The sequence below is a fragment of the Gordonia sp. G4 genome (assembly GCF_057770005.1).
In genome coordinates this window covers 3,935,201-3,957,026 of the sequence record NZ_CM173442.1, presented here as the reverse complement: position 1 = coordinate 3,957,026, position 21,826 = coordinate 3,935,201, and the positions used below count along the sequence as shown (strand labels likewise).

The window sequence follows — 21,826 nt, the reverse complement described above, 5'->3', positions numbered from 1 at the left end:
CATCACAACGCGCAAGAGGAATCCGGTCCCGCTGGCCGACGACACGTCGTCGGTGGCTGCGCCGAGCCTGCGCCCGGTGCCGCCGCCCGCGCCCTTGTCCGCGGCGATCACCGCCCCGCTCGACGACACCGCGACCGAACCCCTGCGCGCTGCGCCACGAGCCGCCCCGGCATCCGGCGACGTCGAGGTGCTCCACGACGCGGATCATCCGCAGAAGCCGGGAAACGACGACCCGGTACGGGCCGAGGCCTCGACCGGGCCCGCACTGCCGGTACTTCCGAACATCCATCGCGTGATCTGGCGCACCATCGTCAAGTCATGGGACGACGGGATCATCGGCTGGGCCGCCCAGGCCGCGTTCTGGCAGGCGCTGTCGCTGCCACCGCTGCTGCTCGGGCTGCTCGGTTCGGTCGGATACGTGGCCGGTTGGTTCGGCCCCGACACCGTCGACGTCGTCTACGCCCGCATCGTCGACTTCGCCGACCGGACCTTCACCCCGACCGTCGTCGACGATCTGATCACCCCCACGGTCGACAGCGTGCTCGGACGCGGCCGGATCGGCCTGATGTCGGTCGGTTTCGTCCTGTCGCTGTGGGCGGGATCGTCGGCCGTCTCGTGCTTCATCGCCTCGATCGCCCACGCCCACGACCAGCACGAGGTCCGGAATCCGGTGTGGCAGCGGTTCTTCGCACTGTTCCTCTACGTCGGATTCCTGAGCGTGGCGGTGTTCCTGCTCCCCCTCGTCGCGCTCGGACCGAACTACCTCCGGGCGATCGTGCCGGAGTCGTGGGGTTCCTTCGTCACCACCCTCATCGACTACGGCTACTTCCCGTTCGTCGCCGTGCTGCTGCTGTTCGTCCTGACGACGCTCTACCACCTCGCGCTGCCCAATCCCCTGCCGTGGCACCGGCTGATCGGCGGCGCCGTCGTGGCGGGCGTGTTCTTCTGGCTCGCGAGTTACCTGCTGCGTATCTACCTGACCAAGATCACCGAGGCCGGGGTGTCCTACGGAGCGCTGGCCACCCCGATCGCCTTCCTGCTCTTCACGTTCTCGCTGGGATTCGGCATCGTGATCGGCGCCGAGTTCAACGCCGCCGTGCAACAGTTCTGGCCGGCGAAGGCATCGACCACTACCCAGGTGCGGCACTGGGTGAATTCGCAGACCTCGGACTTCACCGGACAACTCCGGACCCTGCCCGACCGGCTGTCCTCCGGTCCGATCCGCAGACATCCCCGGGAACGCGAACGCGGCTGACCGGTACCGGGACCGGCCAACCGCGTCGGCACGTGCGGGCAGCCGCTACTTACGCATCTTGCTGTAGATCTTCTTGCACTTCGGGCACACCGGAGACCCGGGCTTGGCCGACCGCGTCACCGGGAAGGTCTCGCCGCAGAGGGCGACGACGTGGTTTCCCATGACCGCACTCTCGGCGATCTTGTTCTTCTTCACGTAGTGGAAGAACTTGGGGCGGTCGTCGTCATCCCGATCGGTCGCGTCGGCATCGGGACGCTCGTCGGTCTTGGTGTCGGACCATTCGTCGAGGTCCGGGCGTTCGATGGTTTCGGTTCCCATACCTACATTGTGCGTCAACGGCCGCGCGACGGAACACCGGAGTCGAGAATCGCGGCGGGTCCAATCTGCCCCGCTCGCTCCGCTCCCGGCGGCGGGTGCAATCCCACATCGAAAGTGGGACAGTGGAGAGAGTGTTCGAACAAAGGGAATCCATGGGTGAGACCGGTCGCGGTCAGTACGGCCACAGCAGCACGTCACCGCACGGCGACGAGCACGGACATCCCGCGTCGAAACGTCCGGGCGCCGAGGCGTACCTGATCACCGACGCACCGGACTCGCTCGAGGCCCAGCACCGAGCGCGTGTGCGTAAGTATCTGTTCCTCATGGCTTTCCGCGTGCCGGCGCTCGTCATCGCCGGTATCGCCTACGGCATCACCGGGTCCGGACTACTGGCGCTGGCCATCGTCGCGATCTCCATCCCGCTGCCATGGGCGGCGGTCCTGATCGCCAACGACCGTCCGCCGCGCAAGCGCGGCGAGGTCCCCCAGTACAAGTACGGCGCCGACCATCACGTCGTCGGACCCCCGGCACTGACCGATACCGGCACCGACCACCAGCTGTCGCGCACCATCGACGGGCAGGTCGTCGATCCCGACGACCCCCGCGCCTGACACCTCCGGACCAGACGGGTCGGCACCGCGGCCCCGTGCGTTCCCGCGTTCCCTCGGGTTCCCCCGCGCGCGACATCTCAGCAACTTCTCAGCCGGTTGTCGAGTCGCGAAAAAGAATGCGCAGGTCACCAAGCCTCGGCGAGGTTTGCTCCGAACCACTCTCGGGAACTATCGCCCACACAAGGGCGTTGGACCCAGTGAACGCACTCAAGTCAGGAGGCCGCATGTCACGCTCGACAGTTGCACGTTCGACCCCGACCAAAGGTTTCGCCGAAGTCACCCCTCCGGGTACCCGGCCGGCGATGACCGAACAGGATCTCGACGCCCAGTCTCCAGCGGCGGATCTGGTCCGTGTCTATCTGAACGGAATCGGTCGCACCGCCCTTCTCAACGCGGAGCAGGAGGTCGAACTCGCCAAGCAGATCGAGGCCGGGCTCTACGCCAAACACGTTCTGGCCACCAAGAAGCGGCTGTCCGCGGCCAAGAAGCGTGACCTCGCGGTCATCGTCCGTGAAGGCGAGGCCGCCCGGGCCCACCTGCTCGAGGCGAACCTCCGCCTGGTCGTGTCGCTGGCCAAGCGCTACACCGGCCGCGGCATGCCTCTCCTCGACCTGATCCAGGAGGGCAACCTCGGTCTGATCCGGGCGATGGAGAAGTTCGACTACGCCAAGGGCTTCAAGTTCTCGACCTACGCCACCTGGTGGATTCGTCAGGCGATCACCCGCGGAATGGCGGACCAGAGCCGCACGATCCGGCTCCCCGTCCATCTCGTGGAGCAGGTCAACAAACTGGCCCGCATCAAGCGCGAGCTGCACCAGCAGCTCGGCCGCGAAGCGACCGACGACGAGCTGGCCAACGAATCGGGCATCCCCGCGGAGAAGATCGCCGACCTGCTCGACCACAGCCGCGATCCGGTGAGCCTCGACATGCCGGTGGGCAGCGACGAGGAAGCTCCCCTGGGCGATTTCATCGAGGACGCCGAGGCCACCTCCGCCGAGAACGCCGTCATCGCCGGCCTGTTGCACTCCGACATCCGCGCCGTCCTGGCGACGCTGGACGAGCGTGAGCAGCAGGTCATCCGGATGCGCTACGGCCTCGACGACGGCCAGCCGCGCACCCTGGATCAGATCGGCCGCATGTTCGGGCTGTCGCGCGAGCGCGTGCGCCAGATCGAGCGCGAGGTCATGGGCAAGCTCCGCCACGGCGACCGTGCCGAGCGCCTGCGCGCCTACGCCAGCTGAGCGTCCCCGCACGCTCCGCCGCCTCCTTCACTGAGTCCACTCGGTCACCCGAGTCGCCTGGGTCCGGTGTCCCGCCTGTCGGGCACCGGGCCCACGCGTATCCGGGCATTGAGAACGGCCGCGCCGTCGACCGAGGCCAGGATCGGATCGCAGACCACCTCGCGGACCTCCGGGATGTCGTCGGTGAGCGTCGAGATGCGCAGCAGCAGATCGGCGAGCGCCTCCTTGTCGGCGGGCTCCTCCCCGCGGTAGCCCGACAGCAGCGGTGCCGAACGCGGCTCCTCGATCAGTTCCCGTGCATCGAGTTCGGACAGCGGGACGGCGCGGTAACCGTGGTCGCCCAGCAGGTCAAAGGTCCGCCCGGACAGACCGAACGACATCACCGAACCGAACGACGGATCGTCGCGCACCCGGATGACCGTACCGACGCCCTTCGGCGCCATCTTCTGCACGTGCAGCACGCGGTCGCCGGTGAGTTCGGTCAGTTCGGCGAACGCCGTCACCACCGTCGTCGCGTCGGGTAGGTCCAGGCGCGCGCCCTCGCGGTCGAGACGACCGCGCCACTTGTCCGACGTCGCCTTCACCGCCACCGGCAGCCCGAGTTCACGGGCCGCCGCGGATGCCTCGTGCATCGTGGTCACCTCGCGGAACGGGACCACGTCGATCCCGTACCAGCGCAACAGCTTCGCCGACTCCACATGCCCCAGCAACCGCTCGGCGGGACGACCGGTCGCACCGTCGCCGACCATCGCCTCGCGCACGAACATCCGCGCGGCCTCGGGATCGGTGCCGTCGGGACGGTGGACCACCGATTCCGGCCGCAGGCGCCACCGGGCGTACTGCCACGCCCTCGCCAGTGAGGCGGCCGCGCGCTCGGGCGAGCCGTACGACGGAATCGACCCCTTGGTCGGCATGCCGTTCGGGCCGGGCCGAGTCAACCCCGGCGGGATGCCGTCGACGGCTAGGAAGGTCGTGACGATCGGCTTGTCGGCGTCGGCGTCGGGGGTGTTGGCCGCCGCCATGAGCGCCCGGGCGTGCCAGTCGGCGCCGACCGCGACCGGCGGCACGAACACGACGATGATCCCGTCCACGCCCGGGTCGGCCATGGCCGCCGAGACCGTCGACTCGAACTCCTCCTCCGAGGCGCCGGCACCGAGATCGACGGTGTCGACGACCTCGAGGCCGCCGTTGCGCGCGGTGTCCGCCGCCAGGCTGCCCAGCACCGACGAATTGCCGATGATGCGGACGCGCGGGCCGCGCGGCAGCGGCTGATAGGCGAACACGGCCGCGCAGTCGAACAACTCGGGGATCGTGTCCACCTGGATGACGCCGGCCTGTTCGAGCATCATGCGGGCGATCTGGTCGTCGAGGGTGGCCGCCGAGCGCGCCGCCCGGACCGGCGTCATCGCACCCCGGCCGGATTTTACCGCGATGATCGGCTTCGAGCGTGAGACCCGCCGCGAGATCCGGGAGAACTTGCGCGGGTTACCGAAGCTCTCCAGGTAGAGCAGGATGACGTCGGTGGTGGCGTCGGTGTCCCAGTACTGCAGGAGGTCGTTGCCGGACACGTCCGCGCGGTTGCCGGCCGAGGCGAACGTCGACAGGCCGATCTGGCGACGGGCCGCGGTGTCGAGGATCGCGATGCCCAGGGCGCCCGACTGACAGAAGAACCCGACCCGGCCGGCGGCCGGGATGCGCGGCGCCAGGGTCGCGTTGAGCGCGACCGTCGGGTCGTTGTTCGCCACTCCCAGCGCATTCGGCCCGACCAGACGCATTCCGTGTTCGCGGACCTGGGCGACGAGCCGGCGCTCGTTCTCGAGCCCCTCCTCCTCGCCGGACTCACCGAAACCCGACGACACCACGACGAGCGTGCGCACGCCCTTGACCAGGCAGTCGTCGAGCACGTCGTCGACCCGGGCGGCGGGCACCGCGACCACCGCGAGGTCGACGGGGTCGGGGATGTCGCGCACCGTCTCGTACGCCCTGATGCCACGCACCGACGGCGGTCGTTCGCGGGTGCGGCGACGCGCCGGCAACGGTTCACGACCGGGCCCGCGCCTCCCCCGCTCGGGCTCGTCCTCCGCCACCCGGGCGGGACCGTTGACCGGGAACACCGGTCCGGTGAAACCTCCGGCGATGATGTTCGCCAGCAGCGCATTGCCGACCTTGTTCGGGTCCGTCGAGGCGCCGATGACCGCAACCGAGGTCGGACGCAGCAGGTTCGCGACGCTGCGGGCCTCCGAGGCGCGTTCCCGGGCGTTGCGCACCGACAGCAGCGCCTCGGTCGGGTCGATGAGGAACTCGACGTGCACGGTCGAGCCGTCGAAGCTGCGCGCGAGCTGATACCCGGCGTCTCGGAAGACGGCGACCATGTTCGGGTTCTCGCTGAGGACCTCGGCCTCGAAGCGGGCGAAGCCGTTCTCCGCGGCCGCCCCGGCGAGATGTTCGAGCAGGATCGGTCCGAGGCCGCGGCCCTGGTGTTCGTCGGCGACGACGAACGCCACCTCGGCCGATTCGGGTTTCCCGTCGAAGCCGAGTCCTTCGTAGATGCCGACCGCGATGATCTCGCCGCCGAGTTCGGCGACGATGGCGACCCGCTGCTGGTGGTCGACGGTCGTCATCCGCGCCACCTCGCGCGGCGGCAGTGTGGGTGTCGGACCGAAATAGCGCATGTAGCGCGTTCGCTCCGAGAGCTTGGAGTGGAACGCCACGATACGGTCGGCGTCGTCGGGCACGATCGGCCGCAGGTGCACCACGCCGCCGTCGGAGGCCAGCACGTCGGCGATCCAGTGCCGCGGGTAGTCCCAGGGGCTGCGCGGCTCAGGTTGGTCGGCGACCGCGCCGGTGGTGTCCGATGCTGCGGTGGTGGCGTCGTCAGTCACGAGGATCCTCCGGGTCGAGACCATGGAGCGGGTACACCGCGCGCCGGGTGGCGAGGATCGCGCGGTCGGTCTGGCGTTGGGCGTTGGCCGCGACGCCCTCTGGTGGCTCCTGGCCGGCGTCGCCCGCCCACGGCTGGTAGTCGACGATGCCCCCGTCACCCATGACCCGAACCGGCGGGGCGGCATAGTCGGAGTGAACCTGCTCGGAGATCTGTTCGGCCGTGGCACACCAGGATTCATCGATGACCGACGATACGTCCACCTCGCGGTCGAGGGCGACCCCCAGCAGGTGCGTCCAGCTGCGCGGCACCACGTTCACCACGCCGTAGCCACCGCCGCCGACCGCGATCCAGCGACCCTCACAGTATTTGTCGGCCAGGTTGCGCATGGCGATCATCGCCGCGCGCTGGCCGTCGACGGTGAGCGACAGGTCGGTCAGCGGATCGGCCCGGTGGCTGTCGGCGCCGCACTGGCTGACGATGATCTGCGGCCGGAACTCGGCGACGAGCGACGGCACCACGGCGTGGAAGGCGCGCAGCCACAGCCGGTCCTCGGTGTTGGGCATGAGGGCCAGGTTGACCGCACTGCCCGCCGCGTCGCCGTCACCCACCTCCGTCGGCCATCCGGTGCCCGGCCACAGGGTGGCCGGGTGCTGGTGCAGCGACACCGTCATCACGCGCGGGTCGGCCGCGAACTCGACCTGGACGCCGTCGCCGTGGTGGGCGTCGACATCGATGTATGCGATGCGGTCGTATCCGTGGTCGAGCAGATACCTGATCGCGATGGCGCAGTCGTTGTAGATGCAGAATCCGGCGGCGCGCGAGCGCATCGCGTGATGCATGCCGCCACCGATGTTGACCGCGCGCGTCGCAGCACCCGAGACCACCGTCTGCGCCGCGGCGAGCGTGCCACCGACGAGCAGCCGCGCGGCCTCGTGCATGCCGTCGAAGACCGGGTTGTCGGCATCGCCGAGCCCGAACAGACGCTCGAGCAGCGGACCCGACAACGACGCCGTCCCGGACCCGACAGCGCGCACCGCGTCGATGTAGTCGCGGCTGTGCACGACGGTCAGCGCGTCGTCGTCGATGACCTGCGGCGGGACCGTCTCGACGCCGTCGAGGACACCGAGACTCTGCGCGAGGGTCATCGTGAGGGCGAGTCGGACCGGGTTCATCGGGTGCGTGTGGGCCCAGCGATAGGACAGGAAGTCCTCGCTCCAGATGACAGCTGTCGTCATCGGGCACTCGTAGTGTTGATCACGACCTCAGGCTAGTGGTACACCTCGCGCAGCGGCCACGGATGTCGCGTCGGACACGGGCGGGCCCGCGCCATATCGCACCCGCGGGCCCACGGCCGCGGTGAGATCGCGGTCACCGCCCGCAAACAGGGTAATCTTGGCGGGGACGAAAGGGATTGCGCATAGTGAACGACCTGGTTGACACCACCGAGATGTACTTGCGAACGATCTACGATCTCGAAGAAGAAGGCATCGTGCCGCTGCGGGCGCGCATCGCCGAACGGCTGGACCAGTCCGGTCCCACCGTCTCGCAGACCGTTGCCCGGATGGAACGCGACGGGCTTCTGCGCGTCGCCGGAGACCGGCACCTCGAACTGACCGATCGCGGCCGCTCGCTCGCGGTCGCGGTGATGCGCAAGCATCGCCTGGCCGAGCGCCTCCTGGTCGACGTGATCGGGATGCCCTGGGACCAGGTCCACGAGGAGGCGTGCCGCTGGGAGCACGTGATGAGCGAGAACGTCGAACGTCGACTGCTCGCCGTGCTGGAATACCCGACGACGTCGCCCTACGGCAACCCGATCCCGGGCCTGGAACTTCTGGGAGTGGAGGCGTCGAGTTCCGACGACGGCGCCACCCGCCTCGCCGACCTCCCGCCGGGTGAGACGGTGCCGGTGATCGTGCGCCGGCTGTCGGAGCACGCGCAGTCCGACACCGAACTCATCGCCGCGCTTCGTGAGGCGGGCGTGGTTCCCAACGCCCGCGTGACGGTGTCGAACACGGCCGGCACGATCACCATCGACACACCCGGTCACGACGGCCTCGAGCTCTCACCCGAGATGGCGCACTCGTTGTTCGTCGAGCGGGTGGTCGAGAAGGTCTGACACAGCGAAGGTCTGACACGGTGAAGGTCTGACCGTCACCCGGCGGTGCGCAGCGTCACCGCCGGGATGACGACGCCGAGTCGCTTCGCTGCGTCATACGACTTGTCGATCGTGCCCCACAGCCTGGCCGGGCGTACGCCTGCTCGGAGGGCGGTGTCCAGCAGCCTGGCCAGCGTTCCGGGTTCCGCGCACCCGAGCGCGACGTCGAGTGCGACACCGGCGTAGGCGCCGTCCCCGCCGATGTAGTGCAGATGCGCGAGAAGTGTTGCGGCAGCTGCCCTTCCGCGCCCACTCAAGCGCCGGGTCAGTTCTCGCCACAGGCGTTCGGCCGCGCCCCGGAGTTCGGTGACGGACAGGGCGAGTGCGGCGTCGCGCACGTCGGGGCGGAGGATGGCCCGCTCCAGCCGGTCCAGTTCTGCGCAGTCCAGCGGCCGGTCCGCGCCGAGCACCGCGCCGATCACCAGATCCAGCGCCCGTGCGGACTCCTCGATGTCCTCGGGACCGGGGTCGGGCCGGCCGCGATCGGTCTCGTCGAGATCGTGGCCGCGGCAGTGATGACAATCCGGCCGCGGACGCGATGGGCCGCACTCGGAGTCCAGCGGTTCGAGCATGGACCGCATCTCCGAGCGCCGGGTGAGGATTCGTCGGCCCGAGCGCACGGCTTCCGCGATCGCCGTCGGGGATGTGTGCGGGTCGGCGAGACATCCGGCCGCTTCCGAGGACACGACGACAGACCAGGCCCGATCCTCCGGGCACCAGATGGTCGTCCACCGGGCACCGGCGTCGAACGCCGCCAGTCCGAATCCGGCCGCGACCCCGCCGACCTCGCCGAAGTACCGGTCGCTCATCGCCAGGATTCGGCGATAGCGGTGATCGTCGACGGGGTACCGGTCATCGGCGATCACGACCACGATCTCCTCGACGCCGTAGGTGGACGTGATCTCGCCCAGTCCGGCGAGGACGGCGACGAGTTCCCGGGTCGGGCTGCCGTCGGCCTCGAGCACGAGGTCGTGTCGCATGGTCGCGTTCACGGTGCGATCGGCGGCGAACGCGATCACGATGATCGACCGCTCCGGGAGGAAGCCGAGACGCGCGGGGATGGAGGTGAGCAGCGTCGACGGGTCGTGGGGGCCCTGTGGACCCGAATCCAGGATCTGCATGGACGCCAGCTTCACCCGGTGCCGGACGCCGCAACCGCGGCGATCGCAGGCTGTGGACAACCCGGGCCGGGTCATGCACAGGCGGAGTACGGATCAGCCGAACGCGGCGGCGTTCGCCTCGACGAAGAGCGCATCGAGTGCGGCGGCCGCGTCCGCCGGCACCGGGCCCGCTGTGGCCCACCGGTATTCGGCGTACACGCGGACGCCGTCACGCTCGCCGAGCAGGGTGAGGGCACTCGTCGTCATGGGGGCGCCGCCGCCGGTCACGATGGTGCGACGGATGGCGGCGGTCTCGACCCCGTCCATGCCCGGCGGAGGAGGAAGGACCTCGGTGGTGATCGTCGACGACGCCCCGAATGTCGTCGTCGTGGTCTGCGGGCACCGCTCGGCCAGGTCGACCACGTCCTCGAGCGGCGAGTCGACACCGGCGACGACCGTGGTCAGCGTGGACCGCTCCCCCGGACCGGGGCCCAGGAACGCGACCGCGCCGTCGGCGGAGACGGGAGCCGGTGCACAGTCCGGCGGCGACACCCGGGTGCCCGTCTGTCCGGGCATCGGTGCGCCGGTCACGTCGGCCAGAGCGTTCGCGACCGCCGACGACGGAATCCTGCTCGCGGCCCCCTCGGGGAAGTCCTCGGCCGTCACCGATCGGGCGGAGAGGTCCGGACTGGACGCCGCGGGTTCCCCGGCGACCGAGCATGCGGAGAGCAGGACCGCGGCGGCCACCAGGCAGGCGGCCGCCGTCAGAGGGGACAAGCGCAGAGGGGACAAGCACAGTCGGGGCGCACGCGGCTCGGTCACAACGGTCTACTGTGCCATCGGTTCCGACCCTGCAGGCCCTCCGACACACCGCCCGGATCAGCGCGGGAATCACCGGCGTGTCGAGGTGGTTGCACCCAGATGACGCTCGGCACCCGGGTGCGAGACAATGGACGTTCAGCTGTCTCTTCAGACAGCTGGCAGCAGAAGGAGGGACGACGTGGACGAGCAGCCTGCGCGCGACGACGCGCTGTATGAACTCGCCTTTCCCGCTCCGCAGGTGAGCCGGACCGACGGCACGGGACCGGTACTGATCCACGCGCTGGAGGGGTTCGCCGACGCCGGACACGCGGTCGCACTGGCCGCCGCGCACCTGCGTGACAGCCTCGAGTCCGAGTTGGTCGCCACCTTCTCCTCCGACGAGCTGATGGACTACCGCTCGCGCCGGCCGACCATCTCGTTCAGCGGTGAGACCTTCACGGACGTGGAGATGCCGTCGCTGGCCCTGCACGCGATCCGCGACAACTCCGGCAAGGGCTTCCTGCTCCTCGCCGGTTCCGAACCCGACCTGCGGTGGGAACAGTTCGTCGATGCGGTCCGTCGCCTCAGCGACGGTCTCGGTGTCACCGACGTCATCGGTCTCAACGCGATCCCGATGGCCGTGCCACACACCCGCCCGCCGTCGATCACGGCACACGGCAGCGATCCCGACGCCCTGGGCGACCTGCCCCGCTGGGGATCGGCGATGAAACTGCCGGCCAGTGCGTCGATGCTGCTCGAGCTGCGGATGGGCGAGCACGACTACCGTGCCTCGGGTCTGTCCGTGCACGTCCCGCACTACCTCGCCCAGACCAACTATCCGGCGGCGTCGGCACGGCTGCTGGCGGCGGTCGCCGAACTCGCCGGCCTCGACCTCCCGCTCGCCGCTCTCGACAGCGCCGCGGAAAAGGTGCGCGCACAGGTCGACACCGAGGTCGAGGGAAACACCGAGATCGAGTCGGTGGTGGCCGCGCTGGAGACCCAGTACGACACGTTCACCCAGGCCGCACAGGAACGGGCATCGCTGCTCGCCGCCGAGGAATCGCTGCCCAGCGGCGACGAACTCGGAGCCGAACTCGAGCGGTTCCTGGCCGAGCACACCGGTGACGGCGAGGCGGGCCCCGGGGACGAGGGTCCACGATCACAGATCTGATCTCGGACACCGCCCCGATTCCCGCACCCCACGTCCTGGTCCCCACCGACGACGAGGACGCCGCCCTGGAGCGGTACACCGACTGGTGGACGGGGCACGGACTCGACCTCTACGCCCATCAGGAGGAGTCGCTCCTCGAACTCCTCGCCGGCAGCCACGTGATCCTGGCGACGCCGACGGGCTCGGGCAAATCACTCGTCGCGGCGGGTGCGCTGTACTTCGCGCGCTGCCGCGGCGAGCGCGCGTTCTACACCGCCCCGATCAAGGCGCTCGTCAGCGAGAAGTTCTTCGAGCTGTGCGCGATGTTCGGCGCCGACCAGGTCGGTCTGCTGACCGGCGACGCCGCGGTCAACGCGGACGCGCCCATCGTGTGCGCCACCGCCGAGATCGTCGCCAACCTCGCGCTCGCCGCGGGCGGTGAGAGCGACATCGGCACCCTCGTCGCCGACGAGTTCCACTACTACGGCGAACCGGACCGCGGCTGGGCGTGGCAGGTCCCGCTCATCGAACTGCCGTCGACGCAGTTCCTGCTGATGTCGGCGACGCTGGGCGACGTGTCGTTCTTCGTCGACGATCTGACCCGCCGCACCGGCCGCGAGACCGTCGAGGTCACCGGCGCGCAGCGACCGGTCCCCCTCGAGCACTCCTACGCGATGACCCCGATCCACGAGACGATCGAGGAACTGGTCGATCGGGGCCGGGCGCCGGTCTATGTGGTGCACTTCACCCAGGCCGCCGCCGTCGAGCGCGCGCAGGCCCTGCTCAGCGTCCGCATCTGCGACAAGACCGAGAAGGCGGCGATCGCGGAGGCCATCGGCGACTTCCGGTTCTCCACCGGTTTCGGCAACACCCTGTCCAAACTGCTGCGCGCCGGTATCGGCGTGCATCACGCCGGCATGCTCCCGCGGTACCGCCGCCTGGTGGAACGTCTGGCCCAGCAGGGCCTGCTGAAGGTCATCGCCGGCACCGACACGCTCGGCGTCGGGATCAACGTGCCGATTCGCACGGTGCTGTTCGCGGCCCTGAGCAAGTACGACGGACGCCGGGTCCGTCGTCTGCGGGCCCGCGAGTTCCACCAGATCGCCGGTCGCGCCGGGCGTGCCGGGTTCGACACGATCGGATACGTCGTCGCCCAGGCCCCCGATCACGACGTGGAGAACGCCCGGGCGGTGGCCAAGGCCGGCGACGATCCCAAGAAGCTGCGAAAGCTGGTGCGCAAGAAGCCCCCCGAGGGTTTCGTGTCGTGGGGTGAGAAGACGTTCACCCAGCTCATGGACGCTCCCGACGAGCCGCTGCGCAGCCACTTCCAGATGACGACGGCCATGCTGCTCGAGGTGCTCGGGCGGCCGGGTGACTGCTTCGCCGCGGTACGCCACCTCCTCGAGGACAACCACGAGCCGCGCGATCGGCAGCTGCGCACCATCAAGCACACGATCGAGCTCTATCGCGGGCTGCGGGACGCGGGCATCGTCGTGCAACTCGACGAACCCGACGACACCGGCCGGCACATCGCCCTGAGCGTCGACATGCCCGAGAACTTCGCGTTGACCAACCCGCTGTCCGCCTTCGCGCTGGCGACCTTCGAGATCCTCGACCCGGAGTCGTCGACCTACGCGCTCGATGTGGTCTCCGTCCTCGAATCGACGCTGGAGAACCCGCGGCCGCTGTTGCTCGCGCAGCGCAAGGTCGCGCGCGACGCCGCGATCGCCGAGATGAAGGCCGACGGGATCGAGTACGAGGAACGGATGTCGCGACTCGAGGAGATCACCTGGCCGCAGCCGCTGGCCGAGGAGATCTTCGCCGCCTTCGACATCTATCGTCGCGGCCATCCATGGGTGTCGTCGTTCCCGCCGGCGCCGAAATCCGTTCTCCGCGAGATGCTGGAGAAGGCCATGACGTTCACGGAGCTGATCTCCGCGTACGGGCTCGCCCGCAGCGAGGGCGTGCTGCTGCGCTATCTGTCGGACTGTTATCGCGTCCTGCGCCAGGGTGTGCCGACGAGCGTGGTGACGCCCGAGATCGAGCGGATCGTCGAAGATCTGGGCACCATGGTCCGCGATGTCGACTCGAGCCTCGTCGACGAATGGGAGGCCCTCGCCGCGCAGGCAGCCGCCGCCGCGTCGACCGAGCCGGCCGGCGACCCGGTCTAGAGCGGGGTCACGGCGCCGGTTGCACCGACGAGATCGCCGATGACAGAGGCGAGTTCGTGGTAAGCCTCGTCGTGGCGGGCCGAGGCCCGGAAGACCAGGCCGATCCGTCGACCCGGACGGGGGGCCGCGAACGTCGCGGTGGCCAGATCGCCCGACGCCGTCTCCGACGCGACCGCCGTCTGCGGGATGAGGGTCACGCCGAGACCACCGACGACGCAGTGCACCGCCGTGGTCAGCGACGCTGCCCGGGTCTGTCCGAGATCGGGCCGCACGCCCGCGAGCCGGCACACCTCCAGGGCCTGGTCACGCAGGCAGTGTCCCTCGTCGAGGAGGAGCAGGGGCAGTTCCGCGAGTGCGGTGGGGTCGACGCGGCGGCGTCCGGCGAGCGCATGCCCGGACGGGAGCGCGAGAACGAAATCCTCGCGATAGATCGGGACTTCGACGATGCCGGGCATGTCGACGGGGAGGGCGAGCAGTGCCACGTCGAGGACGCCGGTACGCAGCTGTTCGACCAGCCGCGCGGTCTGTTCCTCCACGACGCGGGGCACGAGGTCGGGGAACCGCCTGGAGAGCCCGCGCAGCAGTGTCGGCAGAACATACGGCGCCACCGTCGGGATGACACCCAGCCGCAGCGCCCCGTGCAGCGGCTGTCCGGCGCCCGCGGCCGCCGAGGTGAACTCGTCGACGGCCTCGGTCACCGCGATCGCCCGCGGCAGGAGCTCGACACCGTCGGCGGTCAACTGGACACGCCGTGTGGTGCGTTCGACGAGGGTCACTCCGAGACCGGCCTCCAGCGCGGACAGCGCCTGCGACAGCGAGGGCTGACTGACACCGAGATCTGTTGCGGCAGTTCCGAAGTGGCGACGGTGAGCCAGGGCGACGAAGGCACGCAGACCCGCGACGGTCGGTTGATAAGTTCTATCGGGCATGCCTATCAGTGTAGTGCTAATCATCACGTTTCGCTTTTGGCCGATATCCGGCACGATGGTACTCGTACCTCGCGAAACTCGTTCGCGCGCAATTTCACTACATTCACCAGCTGAAGGAGCGAAACATGCCCCTGCTCACCATCGGTGACCAGTTCCCCGCCTACAACCTCACCGCCGTCATCGGTGGCGACCTCAGCAAGGTCAATGCCCAGCAGCCCGACGACTACTTCACGACCGTCTCGTCCGACGACCACCCCGGCCAGTGGCGCGTCGTGTTCTTCTGGCCGAAGGACTTCACCTTCGTGTGCCCGACCGAGATCGCCGCTTTCGGCAAGCTGAACGACGAGTTCGCCGACCGCGACACCCAGGTGCTCGGCGCCTCGGTGGACAACGAGTTCGTCCACTTCCAGTGGCGCGCACAGCACGAGGACCTCAAGACCCTCCCGTTCCCGATGCTGAGCGACCTCAAGCGTGAACTGGCCACCGCGGCAGGCGTTCTCAACGCCGACGGGGTCGCCGATCGCGCCACCTTCATCGTCGATCCGAACAACGAGATCCAGTTCGTGTCGGTCACCGCGGGTTCGGTGGGCCGCAACGTCGACGAGGTCCTGCGTGTCCTCGACGCGCTGCAGTCCGACGAACTGTGCGCCTGCAACTGGAAGAAGGGCGACCCGACGATCGACGCCGGCGAGCTCATGACGGCCGGCGTCTGAGAGGAGACCAGATGAGCATCGACAATCTCAAGGAAGCACTCCCCGAGTACGCCAAGGATCTCAAGCTCAACCTCGGTTCGATCAGCCGCACCACCGCGCTGACCGAGGAACAGCTGTGGGGAACCCTGCTGTCGACCGCTGCCGCCACGCGAAATGCGAAGGTGCTCAGCGAGATCGCCGACGAGGCCGCCGACACGCTCTCCGCGGAGGCCTACAACGCGGCGCTCGGCGCCGCGTCGATCATGGGTATGAACAACGTGTTCTACCGGGGTCGCGGCTTCCTCGACGGCAAGTACGACGACCTGCGGCCCGGCCTGCGGATGAACATCATCGGCAACCCCGGCGTCGACAAGGCCGCCTTCGAGCTGTGGTCGTTCGCGGTGTCCTCGATCAACGGCTGCGGCCACTGCGTCGCCGCACACGAGAACACCCTGCGCGAGGCCGGCGTCGACCGTGAGGCGATCTTCGAGGCGCTCAAGGTCGCGTCGATCGTCAGCGGCGTCGCCCAGGCGATCGCGACCACCGAGGTGCTCGCCAACGCCTGATGCACCGCACGTGGAACAACGACAGGGCCCGGCTGCGTTCAGCAGCCGGGCCCTGTCGTATGTCGTGGTCTGGTGCGTCAGCTCAGCGCCGCGCGCATCCGGTCGGCGAGTTCGCCGACCTCGGCGGTCGTCATCACGAAGGCGGGCGAGACCTGCAGCGCTCCTTGCCCGGCGGCGCGGGTGCTCACCCCGTGTTCGCGCAACTTCAGCACCGCCGCCGGGGCCGTCGCGGGGTCGGCCAGCTGAACCGCGGTGACCGCGCCCAGCCCGGTCCGGACCTCGGCGACCGAGTCGAGGTCGGCGAGTGGTGACAACGCCGCGGCGAGATCGCCTTCCAGACGCGTCGCCTCGGCCAGGAGGTTCTCCCGCCGGATGATCTCGAGATTGGCCAGGGCGGCCGCCGCCGCGCCGGCGTGCCCCCCGTAGGTGTAGCCGTGCCGCCACCACACGCCGCCGGCGAAGAACGGTTCGGCGATCCAGGGGGCGATGAACACCGCACCCATCGGGACATACCCGGACGTGAGCCCCTTGGCGGTGGTGATCATGTCCGGTTCGAGTCCGAATCGCGTTGAGGCGAACCAGGATTCGCCGCCGATACGGCCGAATCCGGTGACGACCTCGTCGACGACGAAGAGGATGTCGTGGTCCCGGCAGATGGCGCGCACCTCGGCGAGGTACCCCTCCGGCGGCAGGTAGATGCCCCCGGCGCCGATGATCGGTTCGCAGAAGAATGCGGCGATGTTGTCGGCGCCTACGCGTTCGACGAGTCCGAGCAGGCTCTTGGCGTCGTCCCAGTCGACGTTCTGGACGTCGTGCATGAGCTCGCCGTACCCGTCGTGGTTCAGCGGGATGCCGGCCAGCGAGGTGCCCGCGGCGTGCATCCCGTGGTAGGCCTTGGTGCGGCTGACGACGACCCGCTTGGACTCGCGTCCCTGCTCCACCCAGTAGCGGCGGGCGAGCTTGACCGCGGTGTCGATCGAGTCGCTGCCGCCGGAGGTGAAGAAGATCTTCGACCCGGGCACGGGTGCGATCCCGCCGAGTTCCTCGGCGAGGCGGAGCGTCGGGTCGCTCGCGATGTCACCGAAGTTCGAGTAGTGCGCGATGGTGCCGAGCTGTCGTGCGACGGCGTCGGCGATCTCGGTACGTCCGTGGCCCACGTTGGTGAACCAGAGCCCGGCCGTCGCATCGAGGTAGGAGTTGCCGGCGCGGTCGAAGATCCGTGCGCCCTCGCCCCTGGTGACGACGAACGGTCCACTCGCGGTCACCGCCCCCATGTCGGCGAAACCGTGCCACAGCGATCCGGGAGTTCCCGTGCTCGAACCATCAGCCATGGCCCCAATGATGCCGGTCTGCGCGCCGTGCGCGGCCACTGGGGTGAACTCCGGTCCGCACCGACCCATATCCTGGAGAGATCATGTCGGCCCCGTCTTCCTCCCCCTCCCCGTCCTCGGGAAGTGCCTCGTCCACAGATGCATCGAGCGTCTCGCGCGCGGACCTCCTCGGCGCACTCGACGACGTGGGCCTCGTCGACGCCGACCGGCTGCGGCGTCGCATCGACCGGCTCTCGGCGCGTCCCGATGCCGCGAAGTGGCAGCAGCTCGTCACCGACGTCGACAAGGCACATGCCCGTCTCGACCGGCGACGGGCGAGCGTACCGGTCCTTCGATTCCCCGACGAGCTCCCCGTCTCGGCGGCCCGGGACGAGATCGCCGCGGCGATCCGTGACCACCAGGTCGTGGTCATCGCGGGCGAGACCGGCTCGGGAAAGACCACCCAGCTGCCGAAGATCTGCCTCGAACTCGGCCGCGGCATCCGTGGGTCGATCGGCCACACCCAGCCCCGCCGGATCGCGGCGAGCTCGGTCGCCAGACGCATCGCCGACGAGACCGAGACCGAACTCGGCGACGCGGTCGGCTACTCCGTACGGTTCACCGACCGGTCCGGTGCCGACACCCTCGTCCGGGTCATGACCGACGGCATCCTGCTGCGCGAGATCGCCACGGACCCGATGCTGCGCCGCTACGACACCCTCATCATCGACGAGGCGCACGAGCGCAGCCTCAACATCGACTTCATCCTCGGATACCTGCGCCGGCTGCTGCCCCGGCGGCCGGATCTCAAGGTGATCATCACCTCGGCGACGATCGAACCGGCCCGGTTCGCGCGGCATTTCAGCACCCCCTCGGCGTCGGTCCCCGTCATCGAGGTGTCGGGCCGTACCTATCCGGTCGAGATCCGCTACCGTCCGCTGAGCCTGCAGGAGCGGCCCGACGACGGTGACGACGCCGGCGGTGGCGAACACGCCGACCTCGACCAGATCCAGGGCATCGACGCCGCCGTCGACGAACTGTGGGCGGGTGGCCGCGGCGACATCCTCGTGTTCCTGCCCACCGAACGGGACATCCGGGAGACCGCGGACGCGCTGCGTCGCCGCACCGTCGGCGGCAAGGGGCCGGCTGCCGAGATCGTGCCGCTGTACGCGCGGTTGTCGATCGCCGAGCAGCAGAAGGTGTTCGCCCCCTCCGACGGGCGCCGGATCGTGCTGGCGACCAATGTGGCCGAGACCTCGGTCACCGTGCCCGGCATCCGGTATGTCATCGACACCGGCACCGCCCGGATCAGTCGATACTCGACCCGGACGAAGGTCAATCGCCTTCCCATCGAACCGGTGTCGCAGGCCAGCGCCCGGCAGCGCGCCGGTCGTTGCGGTCGCGTCGCGCCGGGTGTGTGTATCCGCCTCTACAGCGAGAACGACTTCGAGTCCCGGCCTGCGTTCACCGACCCGGAGATCCTGCGCACCAATCTCGCCGCCGTCATCCTGCAGATGACCTCCCTCAAGCTCGGTGAGATCGCCGAGTTCCCGTTCGTCCAACCGCCCGACGACCGGGCGATCCGCGACGGGATGGGTGTTCTCACCGAACTCGGCGCCATCACCGTCCCGAGTGAGGGCGGCCCCCCGCGACTGACCCCGATCGGCCGGTCGATGTCGCGGATTCCGGTCGATCCCCGGGTCGCCCGGATGCTCATCGCCGGGCACGAGCTCGGCTGCCTCGATCACCTTCTCGTCATCGCCGCCGCGATGTCCCTCCCCGACCCCCGGGAACGGCCTGCCGAACACCGCGAGGCCGCCGACGCCCAGCACCGGCGCTTCGTCGTGCCCCAGTCGGACTTCCTGTCGTACGTGGAGCTGTGGCGATACCTCGGCGAACAGCGTAAAGCGATGTCCAGCAGCGGTTTCCGTCGGATGTGCGAGCGTGAGTACCTGCACTTCCTGCGCATCAGGGAATGGCAGGACCTCCATCGACAGCTGACCGAGATCGTCAAGGACCTCGACTGGTCGGTCGCGGCGACCGAGCTCGACGCCGACGCCGTCCACCGGGCCATCCTGTCCGGGTTGTTGAGCAACATCGCCGCCCGCAACACCGAGGGCCGCGAGTTCACCGGCGCGCGCAACACGACACTGCTCATCTTCCCCGCCTCGTCCCTCGCGAAGAAGCCGCCGGCCTTCATCATGGCCGCCGAGGTCCTGGAGACGTCGCGGCTCTTCGCGCACACCGTCGCCGGTATCGATCCCCTGTGGGCCGAGCGCCTCGCCGGCGACCTGGTCAAACGCACCCACAGCGAGCCGCACTGGTCCGCCCGACGCGGCGCGGCCATGGCCTACGAGCGCGTCACCCTCTACGGGGTCCCCCTCGTCGCCCGTCGGCGCGTCGACTACGGCCCCATCGACCCGGAGGTCTCGCGCGAGTTGTTCATCCGGCACGCCCTGGTCGAGGGTGACTGGCGGACGCAACACGGGTTCTTCGAGCGCAACCGCAATCTCCTCGACGCCGCCACCGATGTCGAGAACCGCACGCGCACCCGCGGTCTCGTGATCACCGAGGATCAGCTCTTCGAGTTCTACGACCGGCGCCTACCGCCCGACATCACCTCCGCACGTCACTTCGACACCTGGTGGAAGAAGGCCCGGCGCGCCGAGCCCGATCTGCTCGACCTGCGTCCCGAAGACGTCACGGGTGGCACCGAGGTGGCTCCGACGGACTACCCCGGCGCATGGCAGCAGGGCGACACACGACTCGAACTGCGGTACCGGTTCGAGCCCGGCGCACCCGACGACGGGGTCACGGTCGTCATCCCACAGGCACTGCTCCCCCACATCCGCCCGGTCGGCTTCGACTGGTCGGTCCCCGGGATGCGTACCGAACTGGCCACCGCGCTGGTCAAGACCCTGCCGAAACAGCTGCGCAAGAGCATGTCCCCCGCCCAACGGTTCGCCGAGGCGGCCCTCGGCCGGCTCACCCCGCGCAAGGAACCGCTGACCGCGGGGCTCGCTCGCGAACTCTCCGCGATCACCGGGATGACGGTCACCGCAGCCGATTTCGACACCGACCGGGTACCGGCACACCTTCGGATGCATTTCGCGGTCGCCGACGGATCCGGACAGATCATCGCCCGGGCCGACTCGTTGTCCGAGCTACAGCAGACCCGGACGCCGGCGGCACCGAGAACGGTGTCACGCACGCTGTACCGGAACTGGACCGCCGACGGGATCGGCACGCTCGCCGACCAGAAGACGGTCGACGTCGCCGGACAACGGCTGACCAGGTACCCGACGATCGACGCGGTGTCCGACGAGAAGGGACGCACGCGAGGCGTCTTCGCCGTCGACGCTGCGACTCCCGAGACCCGCGACCGGCTGCTGCGTCGCGGCATCGTCGCCCTCCTCGATCTGGCGATACCACCGCTGCACAAGCGAATCGCGGGATCCCTGGGCCCGGCGGCCCGACTCGCCCTGAGCCAGAGCCCGTATGCGGACACCGAGGCGCTGCTCGCCGACTGCACACGACGGGCCATCCGGGACACCGTCGCCGGCGTCGACGACGCCGAGCTGACGGCTCTTCGCTCACCACAGGCATTTTCGGGCTTCCTGGAGCGTATCCGGCCACGGATCACCGAGGCCGCACCGGACTACTTCTCGCTCGCCGTCGCGGCGCTCGAACGAATGGCGCCGGTCCGGGCGGCGATCGACCGGCACGCCGGTTCGCTGGCCGCCGACGACGTCGCCGAGCAGATCGACCACCTCGTGTTCGACGGATTCGTCGCAGCCACCGCCCGACGGCACCTGGAGAACCTGCCGCGCTACCTCGAAGGTGCGCAGGCACGTCTGGAGGCGCTGCCCGGGTCGGCATCGCGCGACCAGGCCGGTGTGGCGGTCATCGATCGAGTAGTCGAACGGTGGGCCCAACGACTCGAACAGGTGCCGGAACACCGACGGGCGATCGTCGACGACGAAGCGCAGTGGCTTGTCGAGGAACTACGCGTGGGATTGTTCGCCCAGCGTCTCGGTACCGCGTTTCCCGTCTCGGAGAAACGGGTCCTACGAGCTCTGGACCGGCTCGGCTGAGACGGTGTCGGCCCGCCCGCCGGACGCCGACTTCAGGTCGTCGATCTCGCGCTGGAAATCCTCCACCGAGTCGAACGACCGGTACACCGAGGCGAACCGCAGGTACGCCACTTCGTCGAGATCGCGGAGCGGACCCAGGATCGCCAGACCGACCTCGTTGCTGGGGATCTCGGCCGATCCGCTGGCGCGCACGGTGTCCTCCACCTGCTGGGCGAGCTGGGCGAGTGCGTCCTCGGCGACGTGTCGGCCCTGACAGGCGCGTCGGACACCGCGCATCACCTTCTCGCGACTGAACGGCTCGGTCACACCGTTGCGTTTGACCACGGCGAGCACGGCGCTCTCCACGGTCGAGAAACGGCGGCCGCACTCCACGCACGAGCGGCGGCGTCGGATGGCCTGCCCTTCGTCTGCGACACGCGAGTCGATGACCTTGGTGTCGTCGTTCTTGCAGAAGGGGCAGCGCATCGTGTCCTCACGCAGGTCGCGGGACGCTGGAACGCACCGAATCCGTGCGCCCCGCCGCTTCTCGGCCGGCCCCTGTGACATCGA

Annotated in this window: 17 protein-coding genes; 9 read left to right on the top strand and 8 right to left on the bottom strand. The window is 69.2% G+C overall.

The genetic code is table 11. The annotated features are described in order from the left end of the window. Positions 1-52 precede the first annotated feature (52 nt). The gene (locus AC3B5T_RS17780; RefSeq protein WP_055474675.1) at positions 53-1,255 is read left to right on the top strand and encodes a YihY/virulence factor BrkB family protein; all 1,203 of its coding nucleotides are present in this window, start codon (positions 53-55) and stop codon (positions 1,253-1,255) included. Between the two features lie 45 nt (positions 1,256-1,300). Here AC3B5T_RS17780 and AC3B5T_RS17775 read toward each other — a convergent pair whose 3' ends face one another. Continuing rightward, the gene (locus tag AC3B5T_RS17775) at positions 1,301-1,573 is read right to left on the bottom strand and encodes a DUF3039 domain-containing protein (protein WP_010840877.1); all 273 of its coding nucleotides are present in this window, start codon (positions 1,571-1,573) and stop codon (positions 1,301-1,303) included. 152 nt (positions 1,574-1,725) lie between these two features. On the opposite strand from AC3B5T_RS17775, the gene AC3B5T_RS17770 reads away from it, so the two are divergent. Together AC3B5T_RS17770 and AC3B5T_RS17765 are read left to right on the top strand one after the other, a co-directional pair. Continuing rightward, complete coding sequence (locus tag AC3B5T_RS17770) at positions 1,726-2,184, top strand: DUF3099 domain-containing protein (protein ID WP_488357796.1); 459 nt, start codon at positions 1,726-1,728, stop codon at positions 2,182-2,184. 302 nt (positions 2,185-2,486) lie between these two features. Continuing rightward, positions 2,487-3,425 carry a sigma-70 family RNA polymerase sigma factor gene (locus AC3B5T_RS17765; RefSeq protein WP_175401036.1) on the top strand — a complete coding sequence of 313 codons (939 nt, stop codon included), beginning with the start codon at positions 2,487-2,489 and terminating at the stop codon, positions 3,423-3,425. A 44-nt stretch (positions 3,426-3,469) separates the two neighbouring features. On the opposite strand, the gene AC3B5T_RS17760 is transcribed toward AC3B5T_RS17765, so the two are convergent. After that, positions 3,470-6,307, bottom strand: a complete 2,838-nt coding sequence (locus tag AC3B5T_RS17760; RefSeq protein ID WP_488357794.1) for a bifunctional acetate--CoA ligase family protein/GNAT family N-acetyltransferase — start codon at positions 6,305-6,307, stop codon at positions 3,470-3,472. After that, positions 6,300-7,544 carry an acetoin utilization protein AcuC gene (locus tag AC3B5T_RS17755; protein ID WP_010840873.1) on the bottom strand — a complete coding sequence of 415 codons (1,245 nt, stop codon included), beginning with the start codon at positions 7,542-7,544 and terminating at the stop codon, positions 6,300-6,302. The genes AC3B5T_RS17760 and AC3B5T_RS17755 overlap by 8 nt, the downstream gene beginning before the upstream one ends. Positions 7,545-7,729: 185 nt before the next feature. Between AC3B5T_RS17755 and AC3B5T_RS17750 the strand changes: the two genes are divergently transcribed. Further along, positions 7,730-8,425: an iron-dependent transcriptional repressor DtxR gene (locus AC3B5T_RS17750; RefSeq protein ID WP_010840872.1), complete on the top strand. Its 696-nt coding sequence runs from the start codon at positions 7,730-7,732 to the stop codon at positions 8,423-8,425. Positions 8,426-8,460: 35 nt separating this feature from the next. On the opposite strand, the gene AC3B5T_RS17745 is transcribed toward AC3B5T_RS17750, so the two are convergent. Together AC3B5T_RS17745 and AC3B5T_RS17740 are read right to left on the bottom strand one after the other, a co-directional pair. Then, positions 8,461-9,585 (bottom strand): DUF4192 domain-containing protein, encoded by a 1,125-nt coding sequence (locus AC3B5T_RS17745; RefSeq protein ID WP_055474725.1) that lies wholly within the window; start codon positions 9,583-9,585, stop codon positions 8,461-8,463. A gap of 93 nt (positions 9,586-9,678) precedes the next feature. Beyond that, a complete protein-coding gene (locus AC3B5T_RS17740; RefSeq protein WP_051129750.1) occupies positions 9,679-10,341 on the bottom strand; it encodes a hypothetical protein in 663 nt (220 codons plus the stop codon). A 223-nt stretch (positions 10,342-10,564) separates the two neighbouring features. On the opposite strand from AC3B5T_RS17740, the gene AC3B5T_RS17735 reads away from it, so the two are divergent. Together AC3B5T_RS17735 and AC3B5T_RS17730 are read left to right on the top strand one after the other, a co-directional pair. Continuing rightward, entirely contained in the window at positions 10,565-11,536 is a 972-nt protein-coding gene (locus AC3B5T_RS17735; protein ID WP_010840869.1) for a PAC2 family protein, read from the top strand. Between the two features lie 158 nt (positions 11,537-11,694). After that, positions 11,695-13,686 (top strand): DEAD/DEAH box helicase, encoded by a 1,992-nt coding sequence (locus AC3B5T_RS17730; protein ID WP_231632630.1) that lies wholly within the window; start codon positions 11,695-11,697, stop codon positions 13,684-13,686. Here the strand turns inward: AC3B5T_RS17730 and AC3B5T_RS17725 are convergent. Next, on the bottom strand, positions 13,683-14,615 hold the full coding sequence (locus AC3B5T_RS17725) for a hydrogen peroxide-inducible genes activator (protein WP_010840867.1): 933 nt from the start codon (positions 14,613-14,615) through the stop codon (positions 13,683-13,685). The two genes, AC3B5T_RS17730 and AC3B5T_RS17725, sit on opposite strands and share 4 nt — an antisense overlap. 125 nt (positions 14,616-14,740) lie before the next feature. Here AC3B5T_RS17725 and AC3B5T_RS17720 point away from each other — a divergent pair, with 125 nt between their 5' ends. Further along, the gene (locus tag AC3B5T_RS17720) at positions 14,741-15,328 is read left to right on the top strand and encodes a peroxiredoxin (protein WP_010840866.1); all 588 of its coding nucleotides are present in this window, start codon (positions 14,741-14,743) and stop codon (positions 15,326-15,328) included. 11 nt (positions 15,329-15,339) lie between these two features. After that, on the top strand, positions 15,340-15,873 hold the full coding sequence (locus tag AC3B5T_RS17715; protein ID WP_010840865.1) for an alkyl hydroperoxide reductase: 534 nt from the start codon (positions 15,340-15,342) through the stop codon (positions 15,871-15,873). 77 nt (positions 15,874-15,950) lie between these two features. Here the strand turns inward: AC3B5T_RS17715 and AC3B5T_RS17710 are convergent, their stop codons facing one another. After that, a complete protein-coding gene (locus tag AC3B5T_RS17710; protein WP_035716976.1) occupies positions 15,951-17,204 on the bottom strand; it encodes an aminotransferase family protein in 1,254 nt (417 codons plus the stop codon). A gap of 83 nt (positions 17,205-17,287) precedes the next feature. Here AC3B5T_RS17710 and hrpA point away from each other — a divergent pair, with 83 nt between their 5' ends. Beyond that, complete coding sequence (gene hrpA, locus AC3B5T_RS17705) at positions 17,288-21,277, top strand: ATP-dependent RNA helicase HrpA (RefSeq protein ID WP_055474679.1); 3,990 nt, start codon at positions 17,288-17,290, stop codon at positions 21,275-21,277. Here hrpA and nrdR read toward each other — a convergent pair. Next, a complete protein-coding gene (gene nrdR, locus AC3B5T_RS17700; protein WP_010840862.1) occupies positions 21,251-21,742 on the bottom strand; it encodes a transcriptional regulator NrdR in 492 nt (163 codons plus the stop codon). The genes hrpA and nrdR overlap by 27 nt on opposite strands. Positions 21,743-21,826 lie beyond the last annotated feature (84 nt).

Excerpts from the sequence above, each read along its gene's own strand:
- AC3B5T_RS17710 (WP_035716976.1), bottom strand. The coding sequence starts at position 17,204 with ATGGCTGATGGTTCGAGCACGGGAACTCCCGGATCGCTGTGGCACGGT.
- hrpA (WP_055474679.1), top strand. The coding sequence starts at position 17,288 with ATGTCGGCCCCGTCTTCCTCCCCCTCCCCGTCCTCGGGAAGTGCCTCG.
- AC3B5T_RS17720 (WP_010840866.1), top strand. The coding sequence starts at position 14,741 with ATGCCCCTGCTCACCATCGGTGACCAGTTCCCCGCCTACAACCTCACC.
- AC3B5T_RS17755 (WP_010840873.1), bottom strand. The coding sequence starts at position 7,544 with ATGACGACAGCTGTCATCTGGAGCGAGGACTTCCTGTCCTATCGCTGG.
- AC3B5T_RS17765 (WP_175401036.1), top strand. The coding sequence starts at position 2,487 with ATGACCGAACAGGATCTCGACGCCCAGTCTCCAGCGGCGGATCTGGTC.
- AC3B5T_RS17775 (WP_010840877.1), bottom strand. The coding sequence starts at position 1,573 with ATGGGAACCGAAACCATCGAACGCCCGGACCTCGACGAATGGTCCGAC.
- nrdR (WP_010840862.1), bottom strand. The coding sequence starts at position 21,742 with ATGCGCTGCCCCTTCTGCAAGAACGACGACACCAAGGTCATCGACTCG.
- AC3B5T_RS17715 (WP_010840865.1), top strand. The coding sequence starts at position 15,340 with ATGAGCATCGACAATCTCAAGGAAGCACTCCCCGAGTACGCCAAGGAT.
- AC3B5T_RS17725 (WP_010840867.1), bottom strand. The coding sequence starts at position 14,615 with ATGCCCGATAGAACTTATCAACCGACCGTCGCGGGTCTGCGTGCCTTC.
- AC3B5T_RS17745 (WP_055474725.1), bottom strand. The coding sequence starts at position 9,585 with ATGCAGATCCTGGATTCGGGTCCACAGGGCCCCCACGACCCGTCGACG.
- AC3B5T_RS17770 (WP_488357796.1), top strand. The coding sequence starts at position 1,726 with ATGGGTGAGACCGGTCGCGGTCAGTACGGCCACAGCAGCACGTCACCG.